Annotated in this window: 15 protein-coding genes and 2 pseudogenes; 3 read left to right on the top strand and 14 right to left on the bottom strand. The window is 59.1% G+C overall.

What is annotated here, in order from left to right; translation table 11 throughout:
* Positions 1 to 23: 23 nt before the first annotated feature.
* Both nolL and EB231_RS32140 read right to left on the bottom strand, forming a co-directional pair.
* Entirely contained in the window at positions 24 to 1,145 is a 1,122-nt protein-coding gene (nolL, locus tag EB231_RS32135; RefSeq protein WP_172352352.1) for a nodulation factor fucose acetyltransferase NolL, read from the bottom strand.
* Positions 1,138 to 1,653: pseudogene (locus EB231_RS32140) on the bottom strand (hypothetical protein); the annotation flags it as partial. The gene nolL and the pseudogene EB231_RS32140, both read right to left, overlap by 8 nt.
* Before the next feature lie 206 nt (positions 1,654 to 1,859).
* Here EB231_RS32140 and EB231_RS32145 point away from each other — a divergent pair.
* On the top strand, positions 1,860 to 2,804 hold the full coding sequence (locus EB231_RS32145; protein WP_172352353.1) for a LysR family transcriptional regulator: 945 nt from the start codon (positions 1,860 to 1,862) through the stop codon (positions 2,802 to 2,804).
* Positions 2,805 to 2,818: 14 nt separating this feature from the next.
* Here the strand turns inward: EB231_RS32145 and EB231_RS32150 are convergent, their stop codons facing one another.
* The 4 genes from EB231_RS32150 to nodB all read right to left on the bottom strand — a co-directional run bounded on the left by EB231_RS32150 (position 2,819) and on the right by nodB (position 6,345).
* Entirely contained in the window at positions 2,819 to 3,631 is an 813-nt protein-coding gene (locus EB231_RS32150; RefSeq protein ID WP_246740808.1) for a TIM barrel protein, read from the bottom strand.
* A gap of 263 nt (positions 3,632 to 3,894) precedes the next feature.
* Complete coding sequence (locus tag EB231_RS32155; RefSeq protein WP_010913832.1) at positions 3,895 to 4,545, bottom strand: LysE family translocator; 651 nt, start codon at positions 4,543 to 4,545, stop codon at positions 3,895 to 3,897.
* A 27-nt stretch (positions 4,546 to 4,572) separates the two neighbouring features.
* Positions 4,573 to 5,196, bottom strand: coding sequence for an FMN-binding negative transcriptional regulator (locus EB231_RS32160; protein WP_010913831.1), 624 nt, complete (start codon positions 5,194 to 5,196; stop codon positions 4,573 to 4,575).
* 489 nt (positions 5,197 to 5,685) lie between these two features.
* The gene (nodB, locus tag EB231_RS32165; RefSeq protein ID WP_069091164.1) at positions 5,686 to 6,345 is read right to left on the bottom strand and encodes a chitooligosaccharide deacetylase NodB; all 660 of its coding nucleotides are present in this window, start codon (positions 6,343 to 6,345) and stop codon (positions 5,686 to 5,688) included.
* 329 nt (positions 6,346 to 6,674) lie between these two features.
* Here nodB and EB231_RS32170 point away from each other — a divergent pair.
* Positions 6,675 to 6,835 (top strand): annotated as a pseudogene (locus EB231_RS32170) (LysR family transcriptional regulator); the annotation flags it as partial.
* 22 nt (positions 6,836 to 6,857) lie between these two features.
* Here the strand turns inward: EB231_RS32170 and pdxR are convergent.
* Positions 6,858 to 8,327, bottom strand: a complete 1,470-nt coding sequence (gene pdxR, locus EB231_RS32175) for a MocR-like pyridoxine biosynthesis transcription factor PdxR (RefSeq protein ID WP_172353115.1) — start codon at positions 8,325 to 8,327, stop codon at positions 6,858 to 6,860.
* 320 nt (positions 8,328 to 8,647) lie between these two features.
* On the opposite strand from pdxR, the gene EB231_RS32180 reads away from it, so the two are divergent.
* On the top strand, positions 8,648 to 8,950 hold the full coding sequence (locus EB231_RS32180; RefSeq protein WP_246740809.1) for a PLP-dependent transferase: 303 nt from the start codon (positions 8,648 to 8,650) through the stop codon (positions 8,948 to 8,950).
* Positions 8,951 to 9,386: 436 nt separating this feature from the next.
* Here the strand turns inward: EB231_RS32180 and EB231_RS32185 are convergent, their stop codons facing one another.
* From EB231_RS32185 to ubiM, 7 genes are all read right to left on the bottom strand, one after another.
* Positions 9,387 to 11,408 (bottom strand): carbamoyltransferase family protein, encoded by a 2,022-nt coding sequence (locus EB231_RS32185; RefSeq protein WP_172352354.1) that lies wholly within the window; start codon positions 11,406 to 11,408, stop codon positions 9,387 to 9,389.
* A 303-nt stretch (positions 11,409 to 11,711) separates the two neighbouring features.
* On the bottom strand, positions 11,712 to 12,500 hold the full coding sequence (locus tag EB231_RS32190) for an ABC transporter permease (RefSeq protein ID WP_010913823.1): 789 nt from the start codon (positions 12,498 to 12,500) through the stop codon (positions 11,712 to 11,714).
* Between the two features lie 3 nt (positions 12,501 to 12,503).
* Positions 12,504 to 13,472 (bottom strand): nodulation factor ABC transporter ATP-binding protein NodI, encoded by a 969-nt coding sequence (nodI, locus tag EB231_RS32195; protein ID WP_246741043.1) that lies wholly within the window; start codon positions 13,470 to 13,472, stop codon positions 12,504 to 12,506.
* Between the two features lie 103 nt (positions 13,473 to 13,575).
* Positions 13,576 to 14,850 carry a chitooligosaccharide synthase NodC gene (gene nodC, locus EB231_RS32200; RefSeq protein ID WP_010913821.1) on the bottom strand — a complete coding sequence of 425 codons (1,275 nt, stop codon included), beginning with the start codon at positions 14,848 to 14,850 and terminating at the stop codon, positions 13,576 to 13,578.
* Between the two features lie 127 nt (positions 14,851 to 14,977).
* Positions 14,978 to 15,571 (bottom strand): NodA family N-acyltransferase, encoded by a 594-nt coding sequence (locus EB231_RS32205; protein ID WP_172352355.1) that lies wholly within the window; start codon positions 15,569 to 15,571, stop codon positions 14,978 to 14,980.
* 673 nt (positions 15,572 to 16,244) lie between these two features.
* Positions 16,245 to 16,814: a nodulation methyltransferase NodS gene (gene nodS, locus EB231_RS32210; RefSeq protein WP_246741044.1), complete on the bottom strand. Its 570-nt coding sequence runs from the start codon at positions 16,812 to 16,814 to the stop codon at positions 16,245 to 16,247.
* A 1,061-nt stretch (positions 16,815 to 17,875) separates the two neighbouring features.
* The gene (gene ubiM, locus EB231_RS32215) at positions 17,876 to 19,057 is read right to left on the bottom strand and encodes a 5-demethoxyubiquinol-8 5-hydroxylase UbiM (RefSeq protein ID WP_172352357.1); all 1,182 of its coding nucleotides are present in this window, start codon (positions 19,055 to 19,057) and stop codon (positions 17,876 to 17,878) included.
* Positions 19,058 to 19,369 lie beyond the last annotated feature (312 nt).

Raw genomic sequence — 19,369 nt, forward strand, 5'->3', positions numbered from 1 at the left:
ACAGATGCGAATTTTTCACGTGACTAATTGATTACAGATTGAGATTTGAGCAGACTTGGGCGTGGCGGCGCTCCGACAACGATCCGCGACACATATCCGAGGTTGCGCGCAATACTGCGAATTGCCATCGCTATGACGACAATCGCCACTCCAAGCACAGTTGCGAAGGCGATTCTGGTCGTGAGATTCCAGACTTCTCCAAACTGTATCAAATCCATGAGGCGAAACACGGCACCCTGGACCAGGTAAAGCAGCAGCGTGCTCTGACCAAGCTGCACCGCGACGAAGCGAGCTACTCTAGTCGAATAGACAAGTCTCCAGCATTGGAACATAGACTGCATTGCTACTGCAGAAGCCGCCAAAGAGCCAGAGAACATCAGAAAAACTTGTTTAGCTGACTGTTCATCATGAATTAAAACGAGATTATTGTAGGCATAAGTCTCCTTGCCCCACCCGAGGAAGCATATGAAAGCCGCTATCGAAAGTAAGACAACAAAAATCCATTTGTAACGCCAGATGACGCCATTCTGCCATCCGATCGGCTGGGCAAACAGGAACCCTAAACAATAAAATGGGTAGGTGTATTTTAACAACGGGGTTATTGATAACGTGATGGGTGCGAATACGACCGCAATTGCAGATGCGCTTATGATCCATATCGATAGACGGTTGAAAGTTGTAAGAACTCTAATCAGAATGAACGAAATAAATGCCGCCCATATGAACCAGTAGGTTCCAATAACTTCCGTCGACAAGTCCAGCAATGTGTCGGTTAAACTCTTCGTAGGAAAAATCACTACGAACTTTAACGTCCAAATCAGCGTACACCAAAAAAGCATTGGCAGTATTAGCTGCATTGCCCGCTCACCGACACCCTGGGTGAACGATTTTCGCAAAATTGCCCCAGAAGAAAGATATCCGCTTATCGCCATAAAGAGAGGCATATGAAACATGTAGATCGACTTGAAATACGGCGACAACCAGAATGCGTCGGTGCCCTGGTAGATTAAATATTGTAACAGGTGCCCAATTATCACCAAAGTAATGAGTATACCTTTGGCGAAATCAAAGCTTAGGTCTCGGTTGTTTGTCCCTGCTGGGCACGAGCCGCGTCCCTTCGTTCCGGCTCTTATGTGATCAAGCATCAGACTCCAGCCTATCTGTTGCAGTTGCTACTTGCCGTTTCTGGGCACGGCGAGCGCGGTGCAAAGGATCGAAAATCACGCGGATCGCGGCGTGGTATGGAGGGCCGATTGGCTGCAACCGAGCGGACAAAATCCCAGTGCCTGATCGCAAACCTCGAGCGCATTGGCGGTCGCGATCATGTGTGGCGATGCGAACGCCCGGCACTATGGTCGTCTGGCCGTCTCTGCAGAACCTCTCAAGATGGTTTCGCAACGGGTGCCGAACCATGCCAAAAGCGAATGGAATGCCACGCTGCTGCAGCACCGGCCGCATGATGCGGATAGAATGACTCATTCCGTGTCTCTCAAGATCCGGATGCATCCTGTACGATCCGAGTTCGCCTCCCAAGAAATCAACCTCGCCAACCGTGAAGAAATGGCGCAGCGGGTCCTAGTGAGCTGCTACGCCGTGCACATCAGAGCCGATTGCGCGAACCTTCGGCCCTGCACCGGCCCAGCTACAACCGCCTGAAAGCCCCTGTCGCCCATAGGCCTTTTGGAAGAAGGCGGAGAGTTCGACATGATCGGCTACTTACAAGTCATTTCCCAGCACACGCTGCAGAAGCAGTGGCGTGATCGGGCGCATGTAAAGTGCGGTCATCTATGCAGCGCCCTGGAAGTTTGGTAAAATCGATTGTTTAGATCGCGAGCATCCACGCTATGGATAAGTGAAAGATGCGCTTCAAGGGCCTTGATCTGAACCTTCTCGTCGTGCTCGACGCACTGCTGACCGAGCGGACCCTCACGGCGGCGGCAAGCAGCATCAACCTTAGTCAGCCGGCCATGAGCGCGGCCGTCGCCCGGCTGCGCGACTATTTCAACGATGAACTGTTTACGACGAGCGGCCGCGAACGCGTTCTAACCCCGCGTGCGGAAGCACTCGCCCCCGCAGTTCGCAGCGCACTGCTAAAAATCCAGTGCTCGATTATCTCTTGGGATCCGTTTAATCCGGCTCAATCCGATCGCCGTTTCAGGATCATTCTTTCCGATTTCGCCACACTCGTGTTTTTTGAAAAGGTCGTGGAGCGGGTTGCACGCGAAGCACCCGCCGTCAGCTTCGAATTGTTGCCTATAGACGACGACCCCGATGAGCTTCTCCGGCGCGGTGACGTCGATTTTCTGATTTTTCCAGAATTGTTCATGTCAAGTGCCCATCCAAGAGCGGCGCTGTTCGACGACACGCTCGTGTGCGTGGGCTGCTCCACGAACAAGCAGCTGCCACGGCAGCTTACATTCGAGAGATACATGTCGATGAGGCACGTTGCGGTCAAGTTCGGGCGGACGCTGAAGCCCTCCATCGAGGAACAGTTTTTTCTTGAGCATGGTCTCAAGAGACGTGTTGAGATCGTTGTGCAGGCCTTTAGCATGATCCCGCCGATGGTCTCAGGCACAGCTCGTATAGCGACCATGCCCTTCCGGCTGGTTCAGCATTTCAAAAAAACCTTTCCCCTGCGGATCATCGACCTTCCGCTGCCGCTACCCACGTTCACCGAGGCCGTTCAATGGCCCGCCCTTCACAACAGTGATCCGGCAAGCATCTGGCTGCGAGAGATATTGCTACAGGAGGCGTCTCGAATGACTTCTCCGGGGGACGCCAAAAGGCGCCCCAGGCAGCCCTAATTTACTCCCGCATCTCACGCCGGCACTCGCGTCAATAGCCCGTGTCGGAAGAGAGCGATGCTCGCGGCAAGTGCGCCTGCGAGGTCGTCCAGCGGGTGGGCTGCATCGACAAACGGTGCGAATGAGAAGGGCCCCCCATAGCCGCCATCAAGCAGCGCCCGGATCTGGCTGCCATTGTCGGAACCGACTAGGACGCGATCCGGGTAAATCCAGTGGATCGGATCGTTCACGCTTGAAATGTGGACGAGACCGGTCAGCTCGGAGGAGAAGAACGTCTCCCCGGCAAGCGTGTGGTGGAACGTGTCGTGCACGAGGCGGAAGACGGATTGGCCATCAATGGCGGCAATGGCCTTAGCCGCTTCGTTCTTCGATCGAAGCGAGCAGGTCCGGAAGCCCAGCGGCTCGATGAGACCGATCAGACCGCGCGACTGGAGGATCGGCTTGAGCGCCTTCAAGGCGACGCGGAGATCGCCCCGGCGCTCGACATTGGCGGGCCAGGAGCCGCCGTTGACCGGCACCAGCATGAGCGTCTTGGCTCCGCAGGCCGCTGCATAATCGGCGAGCTTGCTCGCCTCGGCCCTGCGGGCGGGGGTCCACTCATTGAAGCGCTGGAGGGCATTGACGGAAATAATCCCAACGCCTGTGTCGGCGGCCGCAGACCGGACGTCCGCCGCCGGCAGGCCGCGTGCAATAGCATTGCTGCCCGGTTGGCTGCGGATCTGGACATCGGTTAGGCCCTGGTCGCGGGCAAAAGCGAAAAGTGCCCTGACGTCAAGTCCGGGCGTCGCCAAATAATCGAGTGCAAAGCGGGGCGATGCTTCGCGCATGGCTTGGCTTTCCTTCCATGAAACGGGCGTCATTCTCGGCTGACTGGCTTCTACCGTGCGTTGATTCGCGAGGTCCGAAATGATGGGCATGAGCGAGGCGAGGCAGTCGTATTCACGTTTCTCTCACGCTATGTTTTTCTCTCATTTATGAGCCGACGTTCACCCAAACGGCGGTGCCGCGCCTCCTGAGACATGGTTAAATAGGTGCAATGACCGAACTCGCTCGCAGCCATCCAACTGCTTCCGCAAGGTACCCGCCAAAGTCAGGCAGCAGGGTGTTTCGCCAGAGCGAGGCCGACGCCCAGCGCGATCATCGCGCCACCTGACGCCTCCCTCAGGCGGCGGATCAACCCGGGACGCGCTGCCGCGCCGTCTTGAATGCCGCTGGCCACGACGGCAACCACGATGTCGGCGAGCGTGTTGAGCGCAATGGACACGGAGCCAAGCACCACGAATTGCAGAGCTACGAGCCCTGCGCTCGGATTCACGAACTGCGGAATGAAGGCGAGGAAAAAGACTGCCGTCTTCGGGTTGAGCGCCTCGACCAGTACCCCTTCACGAAACGCCCGCCGGGGTCCGACTGGACCCACTGCGGCGCCGTCATCGCCGCCAGTCGCTCCCTTGAGGCGGGCGGCTTGAAAGGTGCGAAAGCCGAGCCAGACGAGGTAGACCGCGCCGAACAGCTTTAATGCGGAGAACAGTTCCGAGCTCTCGAGCACGATCGCGGAAACACCTAAGCTTGCGGCGAGGACGTGGATCATGCCCCCCAACCCCGTGCCGAAGCTGGAAGCGATACCTTCCCGACGACCACCGGCGAGCGTGCGCGCGGCAACGTAGAAGATGCCCGGACCGGGGGTGATGGCGAGCACGGAGGCCGCGGCGAGGTACAGGGCGAGTGGGGTCAGTTCTGGCATGATGGTCGATTCCGACGAAGTTCATGATTATTTTGGGATGAGAGCGGCGACGTCGCGGTCAGATGCCCGCTCGCTCGCCGCAAGGCCCGCCGCCACGCCAGCGCGGTCGGCCGCGTTCCGGTTCTGGCTCATTTTGCGCTTGCCCTCCAGCCTCGTGATTGGCATGCGCAGGCCGACGATTCCGCGGAGTTGCGCCTGTATAAAATCCGGCGGCGCGTCCGACACCGCCCAAGGCGAGGCGCGCTCGCCCTCGTGGTGGTCGGTCAGCCGATTCACGACGTCCAGCAATCTTCCCGCATCCTCGAAGAACTCGACCGGGCCATAGGCGTGGACGGCGACGTAATTCCAGGTCGGGACGACCTTCCCGGTTTCCCGCTTGGTCGCATACCATGCCGGCGTCACGTAAGCGTCCGGCCCCATGAAGATGGCCAAGCCGTCGCCCAGCGGCGGAACACGGCACTGGGGATTGGCCTTCGCCAGGTGCCCGTAGATCACGCCGTGCTCGCCCTCGCTCTCGTCAAGGAAGAGGGGCAGTGGCGTTGCGAGCGGTCCTTCCGCCGTGACGGTAACGAAGTTCGCCAGCAGCGCCGCGCGAATGGTCGCGCGCAGGCATTCCTTGTCGTCGTCGCGGAAAGCGGGAGGGATGTACATCGCGAAACTCCTTGCGTTACCAAGTCAGGTATCGGCAAGCTGGCCTGTTGGAAACAGCCAGTCAGAAGCTATTGAGGTAGTCCAGTTGGTGAAAGATGGCATCGCGCGCCGGATCAGAGCACCGGAATCCCCGGTGCCGGTCACGGTATGCGAATTGCCTGCCAAACCTTTCGGACGCAGCCAGCGATCCCGCAGGGTCGCGCTATGTGAGCCTGTGACAAGCCCAATGAAATCGATCCAACGCGAAGTGAACCATACATTCAACAATCGTCGAAGAGTGAACCTACCGGCGGTGCTGGGCCATGCCGAGAGCGTGCGCGGGTCCTCATCGTAGCAGGTGACAACAGACGTCTAGCCAACTGTCGGAGCCGACCAGTTCGTCCGATGTCGACGAAGTGCTTGTTCGCAGGGCGTAAACGGCCTGTAAGCCTTCATAAGCGAGACCACACAGGTACTGGCTGGGAAAGCAGGTCCATGGGATCTCGCATTTCAGTGATGTTCTGGAAGCGAGCGAATTTCATATCCGCAGGCATCTAATGCAGGAATCAGATTGGACAGCGCCATAACGGTCTGGTTGCGCAGACTGGCTTGAGTGCTCCGTGTCGACTCGTCGGGAGGGCATCCGTCGTGCAAGAGCACGATTGCGCCGGGGCGTACCGAGGCGAGCACTGCATCGACGATCGCGTCGGTGCCGGGGCGCGACCAGTCTCTTGGGTCGATCGACCAATGAAGGGCCGCCAGCCCCGCGATCTCTGAGGCAGTGAACACTTCTTCGCTCCAGGCGCCGTATGGCGCGCGAATGTAGCGGATCGAGGCCTGCGGGCATGCCAGCATGATGGCCTGGTTCGCCTCAGATACCTCACGTTGCACTTCGCCCAAACCGCATTTGGACAGGTCCGGATGAGACATCGTGTGGTTGCCTACCTCATGCCCTTCTGCGATCATTCGCTGGATGAGATCCGGATGCTCTGCGGCGTAAGCACCAATGACGAAGAATGTCGCTGGCACCCGATTTTGCGCCAGCACATCGAGTATCTGTGGTGTGAAACATGGATTGGGACCGTCGTCAAACGTCAGATAAACGCTTCGACGCCCGGTGCCGTCAGCGCATTCACTCTGCACCTTCCATCTGTCATCGAGACGTCTCATAGCTGCGAACCCTTGCGGTCAATTGTTGTACCGGTCGGCCATTCGCAATCGGCATAACCCCGATCCTTGAGGTAGGGGCCTACGCTATCGGGGGGAGCTTGTCGCGAAGAGCCGACGCGATGCAGCTTGCGCCGATCACCGATGTACCTGGTCGAAAAGGGGGTCGGCTCGCTTGATGTTCGGCGCAGACCAGGAGGGACACACCAGAAAATGCTCCTCGGAGCCAACGCATGCATCGACAATCTCCTTAGGGCTGCATCCTTGAATTCTTCCTATGGGACGTTCTTTCGAATCGGCAAAATCGATTGTTTCGATGACAAGCATCCACGTTGCGGATAGATGAGACAAAGGCTTGGATCGCGTGCAACCTCACGGCGGCGGCAGCAGCATCAACCTTAGTCAGCCGGCCATGAGCGCGGCCGTCGCCCGGCCGCGCGACTACTTCAACGATGAACTGTTTACGATGAGCGGCCGCGAATGCGTTCTAACCCGCGTGCGGAACCGTCAGCGTCTCAGAGTCGAGCGACGACGTCCCGCAGCATCTCGACGCCTTTTTCGATCTGCCGGATGCTCAGGGCGGAATAGCCCATGACAAGCCCGACGCGGTCGGCTTCGCCTGCTCCCGACTGCCGATGATAAAGCGGCGAAATCGGGTGCAGACCCAGACCCGCGTATTGGGCAGCTTCGACCAACGCCATTTCACGCGATCGCGGCAGGTCGTTGAACCATATGACGACGTGCAGTCCAGCCTCTGCCCCCTGGACGGCGATCCGACCTTGAAAACTGCGCTTCAGGGCGGTCAGCAATGCCTCCCGGCGCTCGCCGTTGATGCGGCGCACGCGGCGCACATGGCTTTCATAGCCACCGCTCTCGATCAGAGAGGCCAATGACTCCTGCCCCGCCATCGGAGAATGCCGGTCGGCAAGCTGCTTGGCGGTTTCGAAAACCTGCAGGAATTCCGCCGGGACGACGAGATAACCGATCCGCAGCATCGGCGAGAGCGTCTTGGAGATGGTGCCGAGGTAGATGACGGCCCCATGATCCTCGAGGCTATGCAGCGGGGGAACGGGGCTGATATCGTAGCGATATTCGCTGTCGTAGTCGTCCTCGATGACATAGGCGCCCTGCTCCCGCGCCCATTCCAGAAGCTGATGCCGCCGCGGGATCGGCATGACGCCGCCGAGCGGAAACTGATGCGAGGGCGTCACATAGGCCAGCCGGGCCGCGACCCCCGCCAGTTGCTCCGTTTGCATGCCGTGATCGTCAACCTCGACGGGAACGGGCGTGGCACCTGTACTGGCAAAGACCTGGCGCGCCATCCTGTAGCAGGGGTCCTCGATGACGAAGCTGTCCCCGGGGTCGAGCAGCAGGCGCGCGCAGAGATCGAGGCCCTGCTGCGAACCATTGACGATGACGATCTGCTCGGGGTCGCAGCGCACAGTACGGGCGCGCCAGAGATAGCCCTGAAGCGCTTGGCGGAGCCGGCTCGAACCGCACGGATCGTCATAGGCGAGCCGTGCCGGCCGCTGCGCCATCGCCGCGTTCATCGCGCGCTTCCAAACCGATGCGGGGAAATCTGAGGGCGCCAGGACGCCATATCGGAAATCAACCTTCAGCGTGTTCGGCAGGTAATCCGGCCAGCGCGGAGTACCACGCAGCCGTTCGCCATAGCTTGACAAGTGAACCGGGCCGAACCGTTTTGGGGGATTGGCGGTCAGCTCATGTCCCAGCAGTGAGGATGCGACACGAGGGCGCGCGCCTTGACGGATGTCGATGAAACCTTCCGCGGCCAGCTGCTCGTAGGCGACGGTGACGGTCGTTCGCGAGACTCCAAGTTCCTCGGCGAGACCACGGGAGGACGGCAGCTGGCTGCCGGTGCCGTAAACGCCTCTGAGGATCTGCTCGCGAAGCGCTTCGTAGATCTGGCGCGCGCCCATGCCATGCGAGCGGGTTGAAGCACCGGGACCTGGAGACTGGACCATTTCTTTTCCTGCCAACTGGACATTCCATATCAACCAGTTTGCAGCCACTCCTTCCGAAAGCCAAGAGCACGTCTGAAGCCGATGCCCGAGACCGCAATCCGAGACCGGAAAGTGGCACATCTGCGAACGATGCCAAATTCGGCTTCGCTACCCGCGCCATCCATCACGGCTACGATCCGGCTGGTTTTCCCAATGCCGGTCAACCACGCGTCTTCCTGAACTCGACCTACGATTGAAAGTGTTGCGGCGAATGAGGCCGCAGCCTTGGCGGCGCAATCCTCGGCGACGCGGAACCCCTCCACACGCTGTACGAAACGGCCTTGCGCTACATCACCGGCGCGGCGCTCCCGACCATGTCGGCCTTCCTGGTTCTGCGCGGGCTGAAAAGGACTCTCACGCTTCGCATGGAATGGCACAGCACCACGGCGCTTGCGATCGCGCAGGTGCGCGACGGGCATTCGGCCGTGGGTTGGGTGATCTCCCCTTCCTCGACTCGCATCCCGATCAGGCGATTGCCCGAAAGCAGATGTCGGGCGTCGCCAACGCTAACCGCGCGGGTGGCCTTGACCAACAGATCTCGAGTCCTGAAGAAAGCGCCGGCGAAATCCGCAATGGCGTCATAATTGGAGGGCGAAGGGTCAAGCCGCGCTAAGACATGATCGTCGCCCCACCGCGCATTTGGCCAAAAAGCATCTCAACGACGAATATGCCGGCTTGGCGCGCCGTAGGGCCGCCGCCTTATCCCGCGAGCGGCGCAGCCCGCTCGCACGTCCCGTCCGCTATGCGTAACACCAGGCTGATGCCGGAGACCATAGCCAGTCACCGAACCGGGTCCGCCGTCGAGAAACGACAAATTGGTGCTGTTTTGGGCCACCGGCAAGCAAATCCATTACTGATCCTCGACTGCCATAAGGGTTAGATGGGTTGAACATGACATGCTCGCGAGCAGATGCAATCGTCAGGATCCTTGCCTCAGCCGATGGATTGGGCACAGTCATATGAAGATGCTTGGACAGACCGGTGTTTCGGCAACTGCTATCTGTCGTCCAGCGATTGGCATCAGTTTTGATCGACGCGAGCAGCTTGCGAGGGACGCATGCGAACGCGGCGCTGCTCCCACAACCGTCGCAGTTCTCCTGTGAGAGCCTCGCGCTGGGCCTGATCCAGCGTAATTGTATCGAGGAGATCCGCGAGCACGGCTTCGCCTTCGATCCGCGTCAGCAGATCGAACAAGTCATGTGAAATACGCACACCGTCACGGCTGGAGTGATCCGTTCGGATTTCGCAGATGGTCTCCTGGCGATCCAGCGCCGTGTGAGCGCGGACCTTATACAGGGATACATAAGGCGGCAATGAAACCGCGAGCGCAGTCCAATCCTCCAGCGTTGTGGCCCGTTTTTTGACGAGGAACGGCCCGACCACAAGTCCATCCAGCCCTGTCGTCAGGAACGTGGCAATCGAGTCTGCAACTGAATCCACGATCGGCTCGGCATTGTTGTTAAAGGACGTGTTGAGCAGAATTGGGATGCCAGTGCGCTTCTTGAAGGCATTGATGACGTCCCAGTAGGCCGGACTGGCCTTGCGCGATACTGTTTGCAGCCGAGCCGTACCGTCGACGTGCGTGATGGCGCCGAGCAAACCACGCTTGGAGTCGCGCACACGGACCACGAAATTCATGAAGGGAAATTCGCACGCACTGCCTGGGAGGTCGAAAAATTCGCGCGCATCCTCCTCCAGCACTGATGGGGCGAACGGGCGATACCCTTCCCGCTTCTTGACCATAGCGTTGATCCGGTCCTTGTTTGTGGCGGGCCTGGGGTCGGCAAGAATGCTGCGATTTCCGAGCGCGCGCGGCCCGAACTCCGAACGACCTTGCACCCATCCGATCACGGCGCCACCGGCCATCCACTCGGCTGCCCTATCCGCCACCTCCTCAGTGCGTTCAAACTCCAGGTGCCCCGCCCATGCCTTTAGTTCCTCTTCCACAGCATGATCGCTCGCGAGATCCGGCCCCCAATAAACCTCCTGCAATCGCGCACGCGGCGCGGGGCGGCCCAGCTCACCAGACACGATGAGTGCAGCACCCAATGCGCAGCCAGCGTCATGCGATGCGGGCTGCACGAAGATGTCTTCGAAAAGTCCTGAATAGAGCAGCTTGCCGTTCATGGAGCAATTGTGCGCAACGCCGCCGGCCAGGCACAACCGCGTCATCCCTGTGGCCTCACGATGATGCCGAAGAATGTGAAACACGATGCGTTCGAGTGCTTCCTGTAGCGACGCACTCACATCTTTGTGCTGCTGAGTGAATGGCATTCCCTTTTGCCGGACCTGAATGGTGCGAAGCAAAGTCGGACCGATGCGGTCCAGGTGGACGCGATACTCGCCGTTTGCAGACAGTTCATAGAACTGCTCGAAAAGCTCGCGATAGGGAACGGGATCGCCGTAGGGGGCAAGCCCCATTACCTTATATTCATCGAACAAGCCGTAGCCGAGATACCGGATCACCTCGAGATAAAATAGCCCAAGGGAATTGTTCTCTGGGAAAGTCGCGAGTTGCGAAATTTCAGCACCAGATCCTACCGCCACAAGACCCGACTGGAAATCACCAGAGCCATCAATCGCGAAAATCAGACTTTGCTCGAAGCCCGACATTGCAAAAGCACTCACGGCGTGCGCCTGATGATGACTTACGAATGAGATACGCGAAGGGTCGAGCTCGCTACCGAACTCCTGCGCCAACAGCTGCTGCACCAAAAGTTTGGCATCCAACGGAATGGAGGCGTCCGGCTCGGAAGCAAGCATGTTTTCGAGCATGGCGTTGCAATAGGCTTCGGTAGCGTAGTACGCCACATGATCGATTTCGCTGAGCTGAACCCCAGCGGCTGAAAGGCAGTATTGAACCGAACTGATTGGGAGCTTGTTGGAGTGTTTGATCCGATTGAGGCGCTCCTCTTCTACGGCCGCGATGACGTGTCCGTCTCGGACGAGCACCGCAGCGCCATCGTGCATGAATGTATTCGCAATCTGGAATCGGTTTTCATAGACTTTGTCTAATCCGCCGCTCAATCCTAGACACAGCATCTCGCTCTCCGTTTATCGTACAGGAAGACTGAATTGGCCTGTCTCAAGGCCGTTTGATCAAAAACACAGGCTGCGTTGTCGTTCGCCGCCGCGAACGCCAGTCAGACATCAACAACCTCAAAGAAATTCTCTTACGCCTGGATCAACATGAGATCCTGTGATCGAGGTCCCGGGCGTTCCATAACGTTGAGAGATTGATTGGATGCCACGGAGACCCTGGGTGGCATGCCGATTTCCGCTGGCGATGTCGTTTTTATTTGCAGCACGAAGTCCGTAGCGCATTGTTTATCTCACTCTCTTTCGTCAGCGCATTAGTCGGCGGCGCAACAGCGCCATCGAGAGGAAGAATGGCAACAGCGCGTACAGGCCGAGCACACCGACGTGCAGGGCGATGCCGCTGATCGGGCGATCAAGCATAACCGGACGAATGAGGTCGATCGCATGTGACAGCGGCATGCATCGCGCTATCTGCTGAAAGGCGCCAGGCAGCTGGTTCAATGGGAAAACGGCGCCCGACAGGAACAGCATAGGTGTGAGGACAAGCGTCTGGTAAAACACGAAGTAATCGTAGCTGGGCGAAAGTGCGGTGACGATCATCGCGAGGCTCGCAAATACGCACCCTGTCAGAGCAATGATTGGCAGCGCATAGAGTACGGACGGCCAGGCGGCATAGCCCAAGGTTGCGGTGACGATGGTAATAGCCGTACCGGCCATGAAGGCCTTGGTGGCTGCCCACGCCAGTTCACCCAGAACGATGTCGCCGAGGGTAACGTGCGTATAGAGCATGGCTTCCCATGTGCGTTGAGAATGCATGCGAGCGAAAGCCGCGTACAATGTTTCCAGGGTAGATGCGGTCATCGCACTTACCGCGACCATGCCGGCCGCCAAAAAGGCGATATACGACGCACCGTCGACGCGGCCGACCATTATGCCGAGGCCGGTGCCTAGGCCGAAAAGGTAGATCATAGGATCGGCGAGGTTACCGAGAAGCGACACGAGTGCGACTTTCTTCCATGCCAGATAGTTGCGTCGCCATACCGCAACCCAGTTCCACGCATTGGCCGGCAGCGCCGCCGCAAAACCTTCAATCATCGTTCACTCCTCCATCTCGCGCCCGGTCAGCCGCAAGAAAACATCCTCGAGATTGGCTGGACGCAGAAGAAGACGCAGACCTGCTCGCCCCTGCAGTTGCGTGCGCACCTGGTCAGGGTCTGGCGCATAGCAATAAAGGGTTTCGCCGCTGACCTCGATGCGCTGGGAATGTGGCTTGACCAGCGACAGCAACTCGTGCGGATCGCCGCCATAAATCTCCATGACCTGGCATCCGATATGCTCGTCGATCAGCGCCTGCGGGCCGCCTTCGGCGATGTTGCGGCCCTTTTCGAGCACGCACAGCCGATCGCATAATCGCTCAGCCTCTTCCATGAAATGCGTCGTCAGGATAATCGTCTTGCCGCGTGCCAACAGGGCGCGCAGCCGCTCCCAGATCAGGTGGCGCGCGTGCGGATCGAGGCCGGTGGTCGGCTCGTCCATCACAATGAGCTGGGGGTCGTTGATCAACGCCCGCGCCATTGTCAGGCATCGCTTCATGCCGCCGGATAGTTCCGAGACGCGCGCATCCGCCTTGCGCTCGAGGCGAGCGAACTCGAGAAGCGACGGGATGACCGCTTCGCTCTGACGTGTGCTCATGCCGAAGTAGCGTCCGAACACCAGCAGGTTCTCTCGTACGGTGAATTCCTGGTCAAGATTGTCGAATTGCGGGACCACGCCAATGCCCCTGCGTGCCAGCCGAGCGCGCGCCGGCACCGGGACGCCGAGCACCGTGATCGTGCCCGCGTCAGGGCATGTCATGCCGAGGAGCATACGCGCAATCGTGCTTTTGCCCGCCCCGTTTGGTCCGAGGAGGCCGAAACACTCTCCCGACGCAACGGAGAACGACAGTTCGTCGACAACGATCCTGTTCCCATACGACTTGGTTACGCCGGCAAAATCGACTGCCACGGTCGACAGAGAGTCAGGCACGGAGCTTTTCGCGCTTGTTTGCCCGTGAGACTCCCGTTCGATCGCAGGAGTCTCGAATCGCCGCAAATCCTCTGGGCCCAACTTACGCTTCAACACTTGATGTTTCTGGTCCTGGCTCAAAACTCTTCTACCTGCGATCAAGTAACTATTGCTGTTCGCTGTAAGCGGCGTCAGATCCCACCAGGTTTGGCTTTGGAAGGGCGTCGCCGGTGTCTTGCACATTGGCCGCCGAGCTTCGCGACAACCAATCGCTGTTGCTCAATGTACACAGCGCGTATGCTTTCAACGGGAGCAAGAGAAAGATGTTGATGAGTGTGTGGAGCGAGAATCCGAGAAATCGAAGTTGGCGCGCACGAAACGCTGCCACGCTGCAGCGAACTATAGTCATGGCTGCAATCATCAGGCATGCCGTCCAAGGCACAGTACCTGTCGTTACGAATTGCGCGAGCCCCGCCAGAATCGACAAAGAGAGCAATAATGGGCCAATATTCTGGCCAATCACGTCCAATGTGAGATAAATATTAAGGCCGCGCAGCAGTTGGAACGCCAGCAACGTGTCACGGAAAGTGCTCCGGGCCCAGCGAAGCTGTTGGCGCAGATAGGGACCCATGCTGTTGGGAACGACTGTTGCCGCGACGGCCTCCGGGACATACTCTGTTCGAAAGCCTGCTTTCAGCATCAGGATCGTAAGGTGGCGGTCCTCGCCGAAGTCGCTCGGCTTCCCTCGAAAGCGCTGCGTCTCGTACTGATCCAGCAGCGAAACAAGCGCGGATCGCCGGTACATGGCACACGGACCGCAGCAACACATGACGGCACCGAACCGAGCCTGCGCTGCCCGCTCTTCGTTGCAGGCGAGCCAGTATTCCATGTCGATCAACCGCGTCAGCCAAGTTTCACTGCGATTGCTAGCCGCCAACTGGCCCATGGCGGCGCCGACCGCTTGATCTTGCATCTTTAGCGCAAGCCTGGTGATGACGTCCGGGGCGAGTATCGTGTCCGAATCTACATTCAGCACCAAATCTCCGCACGAGCGGCGAATGGCGGCAATCTGCGCCTTGCGCTTTCCGACATTCTTTGGGAGCGCAACGAAGTTGAACCTCGGGTCGCCCGCGTATTCCTCGTGTACACCCACGAGGGCATCGCGGTTTGCAGAACCGTCATCAACAACATAGACCTGCAGTTTGCCGGCGTAGTCCTGACTTGCAATGGAAGCCAGGCAGTCCGAGAGGGTGCGAGGCGCCTCGTTGTAGCACGGGATAATGACATCGACGCTCGGCCAAGGCTCACCGCTGGGCGGGTCGCCCGAGGTCGGCGGTACGTTTGTAGGCAGGGTATAAAAGACCTGCGCGGTTTTATAGACGGTCGACAGCAGCGCGTAAGAGCAGATGGCAACAGTACTGGCTGAGGCAAATAGGTTCATGAGATGTCAGATTTTTCAGTGAATTTGAGGGAAGCGGGCGGATAGTAAAACCGCGGCCAATGCTGGAATCAGCTCGATCAACGCCATGGGGGCGGGTCGCGCTGACTGACGTCGTAGCGGGTGTCCTTCATAGCTCTGGACCGTTCCGATCGATCAAAGTGCCGGCCGGCCACTCGCTCATTGAGCGTCCAATTGGGAGCACCAGGACAAGTACGTTGTCGTCGATTCGCGTGGGAGGCAGATCGAGGTACACGTCCGGGTGGGTTGAACGCACGCGAACGCCCGACAAAATGTTCGCCAAGCCTTTGCGGCAGAACCTCGAAACATGGTTCCGGAGCGCGGGCCGCACCGAGCCGAACGCGAATGGAACGCCAAGCTGCTGCAGCACCGGATACATCACGCTGATCGAATGGGCGATTCCTAGCCCCTCAAGATCCGGACGCACCCCGTATAGACCGAGTTCAGCGACAAGCAGATCATCGTCGCCAACTTTGATGTATCGGCGCAGCAGTCCCAAGTGAGCCGCTACCCCGTCCACATCATAGCCGATTACGCGGAGCTCCGGCCTTGCACCGGCCCAACTTCGACCGCCTGCGAATTGCTTCCCATTAAAGGCTCCGGTCGGCTCATAGGTCTTCCGGAAGAACTCAGAGAGTTCGAGGTGTTCGGGAAGCTGCAACTCATTTTCCCAGCATAACCTCCACTGCATGTCAGGGCGCATGCGAAGACTTCCTCTTTTTCGGGTTCTTTTGTGCACCTCACGCGGTAGAGCAATGGCGGTGCATGTCATGGGTCTATGAACGACCCTCCCGGATTGGTAAAATTGATTGTTTAGATCGCGAGCATCCACGCTATGGATGTTAAAACCATGCCTTTCAAAGGCCCTGATCTGAACCTTCTGGTCGTGCTCGATTGGCCCGATAAGCGGCGGCACCGATGGCAGCTGTCGGTGACACAACCTGATTCAAGAGCGGCCGCCAGCGCGTGGCTGCGCCCGTGCCGAAGCAGCGATCAAGTGGAGGATGGCCCGACTGTTAGGCGTCAGCAAACGCGGCGACCGTTGGCGCACGCTGATGATGCATGGCGATCGCGCAGCTCTGGATCGCCGGCGGCAAACAGGTTCCGCGAAGCTCTGGCTCGACAAGTTGCGGCAAGGCGGCATGCCAATGGCGCGATGGTCGCGCTCGCCAACAGGAATCGTCTGGTCAATGCTTTCGAGTGTTGCCAGTCAACCGGACTGTCGGTGAAAGCACCTGGAGAGCGGGAAGGAGGGCGCGCCCGGATGGCGCTACTTCGAACGAATTGCTTGAGGTTTGGCAGCCTGGAACCCCTAGCTTGAGCACCTGAGGGTCAGCTTGACACCACAGAAGCGCACACAGTTTCCAAGTGTTTTATCAGGAAGCGGAAATCGGCTTTCGGAAGAGAGCCAGCAGGCAGTCTTCATTGATCGACGCGCCCCGGCACTCGATGCACTCGATCTCGGTCAACGATTCGTTCAGCATGGCGATGGTGGTCTCTGCACCAGCAGCGTGCCCCCAGCGTTGGCAATTGGCGTCACGTGCCGACCCGAAAACCAGCTGCCCGCCTGGCGCAAGCAGACCTACCAGGTTGCGGACTGCCGCGCGGATCTGAACGAGGTCTCCGACGTAGTAAAGAACCTCCGCCACGACGATCAGGTCGAACAGCTCATCACTCGAAAACTGTTGAACATCGGAAATTATCCAGCTGATGTGCGGCGGCTCCTTCATGCGTAAACGTGCTCGCGTAATCGCTGGCTCGACGACATCGATCACAGTGAGCCGCTGGCAAATGGGGGCTAGCCGCTCCGTAAAAGCGCCGGCAGCGCACCCAACTTCGAGCGCATTTGCGACTCGACCTTGCGCAAGTGACAACCGGAGAATTTGGGTGTGGCGCTCCCGCTCGAACGGGTTGCCATCAAGCCGCCATGGATCGTCTGCGGCCATTTCTCGATTCAGCAGTTCATGATCGATTTTATGGGTCAAATTCGCACCTAGCTAAGGCAGCAATCACCGGCGCTGCAAATGCCGTCAGATGTCGGTAGGGTCGGGGCCCGGGCACGCTAATTCTGAGAAGCGGGGTGGTTCGTGAGACCCGATGTCAAAACACGAGTCCGTTGGACGCGCGACATAGACACCGATGAGGAAGAACGTCCCGGCAGCAATTTCCACTGCCTTCGGATCGTTGCATTCTGTTGCTCCTTTGGGGCCAGGTGGTTGGTGCTCAGGCTTTTTCGTCGGACGCAGTTGCGGGCCTAGGCAGTTGATTTCGGTCACCCTCCTAATAGGGTCGGCAGGATTGGCAAAATTGATTGTTTGGATAACAACCATCCGCGCCCTAAAACATCGAAGGCGGAATTGGCGTGGCTGGGGTCCGCGCCTGTGTGGCTGGCCGGCAAACGCATTGCGGCGCGCGGGAATTGCGCACCCACACGGCGATTGACACGCTGACGATCCGCGATGGAAGAGGCTCGCGGCATTCAGCAGCCCCATCTTCATCAAATATGGATCCTACCTTGCGCAGGAGATTGTCGATCTCGCGGACGCGATCGAGTTTGTGGAGGAGTGGCCGGAGGGCCGCCGCAGTCTGATCCATGCCGTGGATCGCTGCTTCCGGTTCGGGCGGTGGACAGGTGTAGGTTCGTTCGGCCGCCCACCTCATCTTGTGCCGCGTATGCCGTCTGCTCGGTCGCGCTGTTGGGCAGGGCACGACCGATGAAGGCAGAATATCACCAGCCTGCGCCGGATGCGGCTGACCATGGTGGAGAACGACAAGCGTGCAACCGCGGAACCGCTACCTGGTGTAAAGATACCTCGTTGTCCGCCCGAACCAGGAACACGAACGCTTGAAAGAGCAGATCACGCTTTCGCCCATGCAAGGGGAGGAAGGCGTCATGCTCTTCACTGGGATCGTCGATTCCGCGCAGCCGCGACCGCTCACATCGACCCACACTCGCCAGCCTGCTACGACGCCAGCACGCTGATGATGAGACTATGGTGACTGGGGTTCACCGCCTCAGCATGGCCGCAATGCCATGACGGACAAAGGGAAGATGTTGGCCGAGGCGCAGCCCGACATGCCTTGCAAGCCGTGCCGCCGGATGCTCGCTTGAGTAGAGTCCGACGAGGATATTCGTAGCGTGATAGAGCGGCGCCGCCGACAGGCGCAGTCGGCTTTCATATCTGTGGAGCATGTCGGGGTCGGCAATGTCGCGACGGTCGCGCCATGCGGTCTCTATACCGCGGGCGAGCTGCTTCTGGCCGCCGAGGCCGATGTTGAAGCCATGCGCGGTCACCGGGTGCATGCCAATGGCAGCGTCGCCGATCAATGCGGCGCTCGGCGCCCGGAACCTGTGCGCCCAGGTCGTGGCCAACGGATAGATATAGCGTTGGCTTGCCAGGTTCATATTGCCGAGGCGCCCTCGACAGCGCTTTGTCAACTCCCTCAGGAACAACTCGTCGTCGAGGGCAAGCAGTCCGTCGGCCTCGTTTGAGGGCAAAGTCAAAAGCAGCGACGACACGCCTGGCGCGAGGGGCAACATCGCCACCGTCTGATGGTGATCGAACCATTCGATCGCGATCTGGCGGTGTGGGCGCTCGTGCCTCACCCGGCAAATCAGCATCGAGTTGCCAAGCCGATTGATATCGGCGCCAATGCCGAGCAGATTGCGGGTGGCGGAAAAACGCGAATCGGCTGCAACGAGAAGCCGAGCGCTCAGCTGCCTGCCATTGGAGAGCGTTATCACTGCTCCTTGACGGCTGTTTGTTGAACGCACGACCGAGTGGCCGCACAGCAGCCGGGCATGGCCCCGCAAGCGGATGATCTTGAACAGGGCATCGCGGATCTGGCAATTCGGGACCAGAACGCCCAGTGGTTCCGCGGATCCGCCGGGGGAATCGAAACACAACGCAAACGGGCTCGATCCGTTGAGGACGCGTGCGCCTTGAAGCGGTGACTTGTCCGAAGCGGAGATAACATCCCAGGCGCCGAGCTCGCGAAGGATTCCAATCGAGGCGTGGGTGAGCGCGATCTCGCGACCGTCGAAAGCCGGACTTGCCAGTCTTTCCAGGGACTGCCCTTCGACAACCGCCAGTTTGAGCTGGCTACGGGCAAGCGATGCGGCGAAGGAAAGTCCGACCGGCCCGGCGCCCACGACAATAATGTCGAAGCTGTCGTCACAGCCGGCCATCAGCGTGGCGCCAGCGCGTCGGTTCTCTTCGTGAGATGATGGGGGAGTCGAGCCGCATGTCGTGCATCGATTGCGCTGTGATCTATTGCCCGCATCGCCTCAAGCGCGGTTCTCACGTCGGTTCCTGGCTGGTGAAGCGTCATTTGCCTGCCGTATGATCTGGATTGTCAAGATGATGGGAGCGACGACCAGGCTGTCGGTCAGCCCATGCGTTTTCCCGTGAAGGACTGGCGATCAAACCACGCCGACAAGGGCGTGGCCTTGATCTGGGTCAGTCGAGGCGGAACCGGAGTCAGATGACATCGATCCAAT

The organism is Mesorhizobium sp. NZP2298 (genome assembly GCF_013170825.1).
GTDB lineage: Bacteria > Pseudomonadota > Alphaproteobacteria > Rhizobiales > Rhizobiaceae > Mesorhizobium.

Excerpts from the sequence above, each read along its gene's own strand:
- nolL (WP_172352352.1), bottom strand. The coding sequence starts at position 1,145 with ATGCTTGATCACATAAGAGCCGGAACGAAGGGACGCGGCTCGTGCCCA.
- EB231_RS32145 (WP_172352353.1), top strand. The coding sequence starts at position 1,860 with ATGCGCTTCAAGGGCCTTGATCTGAACCTTCTCGTCGTGCTCGACGCA.
- EB231_RS32150 (WP_246740808.1), bottom strand. The coding sequence starts at position 3,631 with ATGCGCGAAGCATCGCCCCGCTTTGCACTCGATTATTTGGCGACGCCC.
- EB231_RS32155 (WP_010913832.1), bottom strand. The coding sequence starts at position 4,545 with ATGCCAGAACTGACCCCACTCGCCCTGTACCTCGCCGCGGCCTCCGTG.
- EB231_RS32160 (WP_010913831.1), bottom strand. The coding sequence starts at position 5,196 with ATGTACATCCCTCCCGCTTTCCGCGACGACGACAAGGAATGCCTGCGC.
- nodB (WP_069091164.1), bottom strand. The coding sequence starts at position 6,345 with ATGAGACGTCTCGATGACAGATGGAAGGTGCAGAGTGAATGCGCTGAC.
- pdxR (WP_172353115.1), bottom strand. The coding sequence starts at position 8,327 with ATGGTCCAGTCTCCAGGTCCCGGTGCTTCAACCCGCTCGCATGGCATG.
- EB231_RS32185 (WP_172352354.1), bottom strand. The coding sequence starts at position 11,408 with ATGCTGTGTCTAGGATTGAGCGGCGGATTAGACAAAGTCTATGAAAAC.
- EB231_RS32190 (WP_010913823.1), bottom strand. The coding sequence starts at position 12,500 with ATGATTGAAGGTTTTGCGGCGGCGCTGCCGGCCAATGCGTGGAACTGG.
- nodC (WP_010913821.1), bottom strand. The coding sequence starts at position 14,850 with ATGAACCTATTTGCCTCAGCCAGTACTGTTGCCATCTGCTCTTACGCG.
- EB231_RS32205 (WP_172352355.1), bottom strand. The coding sequence starts at position 15,571 with ATGCGCCCTGACATGCAGTGGAGGTTATGCTGGGAAAATGAGTTGCAG.
- nodS (WP_246741044.1), bottom strand. The coding sequence starts at position 16,814 with ATGGCCGCAGACGATCCATGGCGGCTTGATGGCAACCCGTTCGAGCGG.
- ubiM (WP_172352357.1), bottom strand. The coding sequence starts at position 19,057 with ATGGCCGGCTGTGACGACAGCTTCGACATTATTGTCGTGGGCGCCGGG.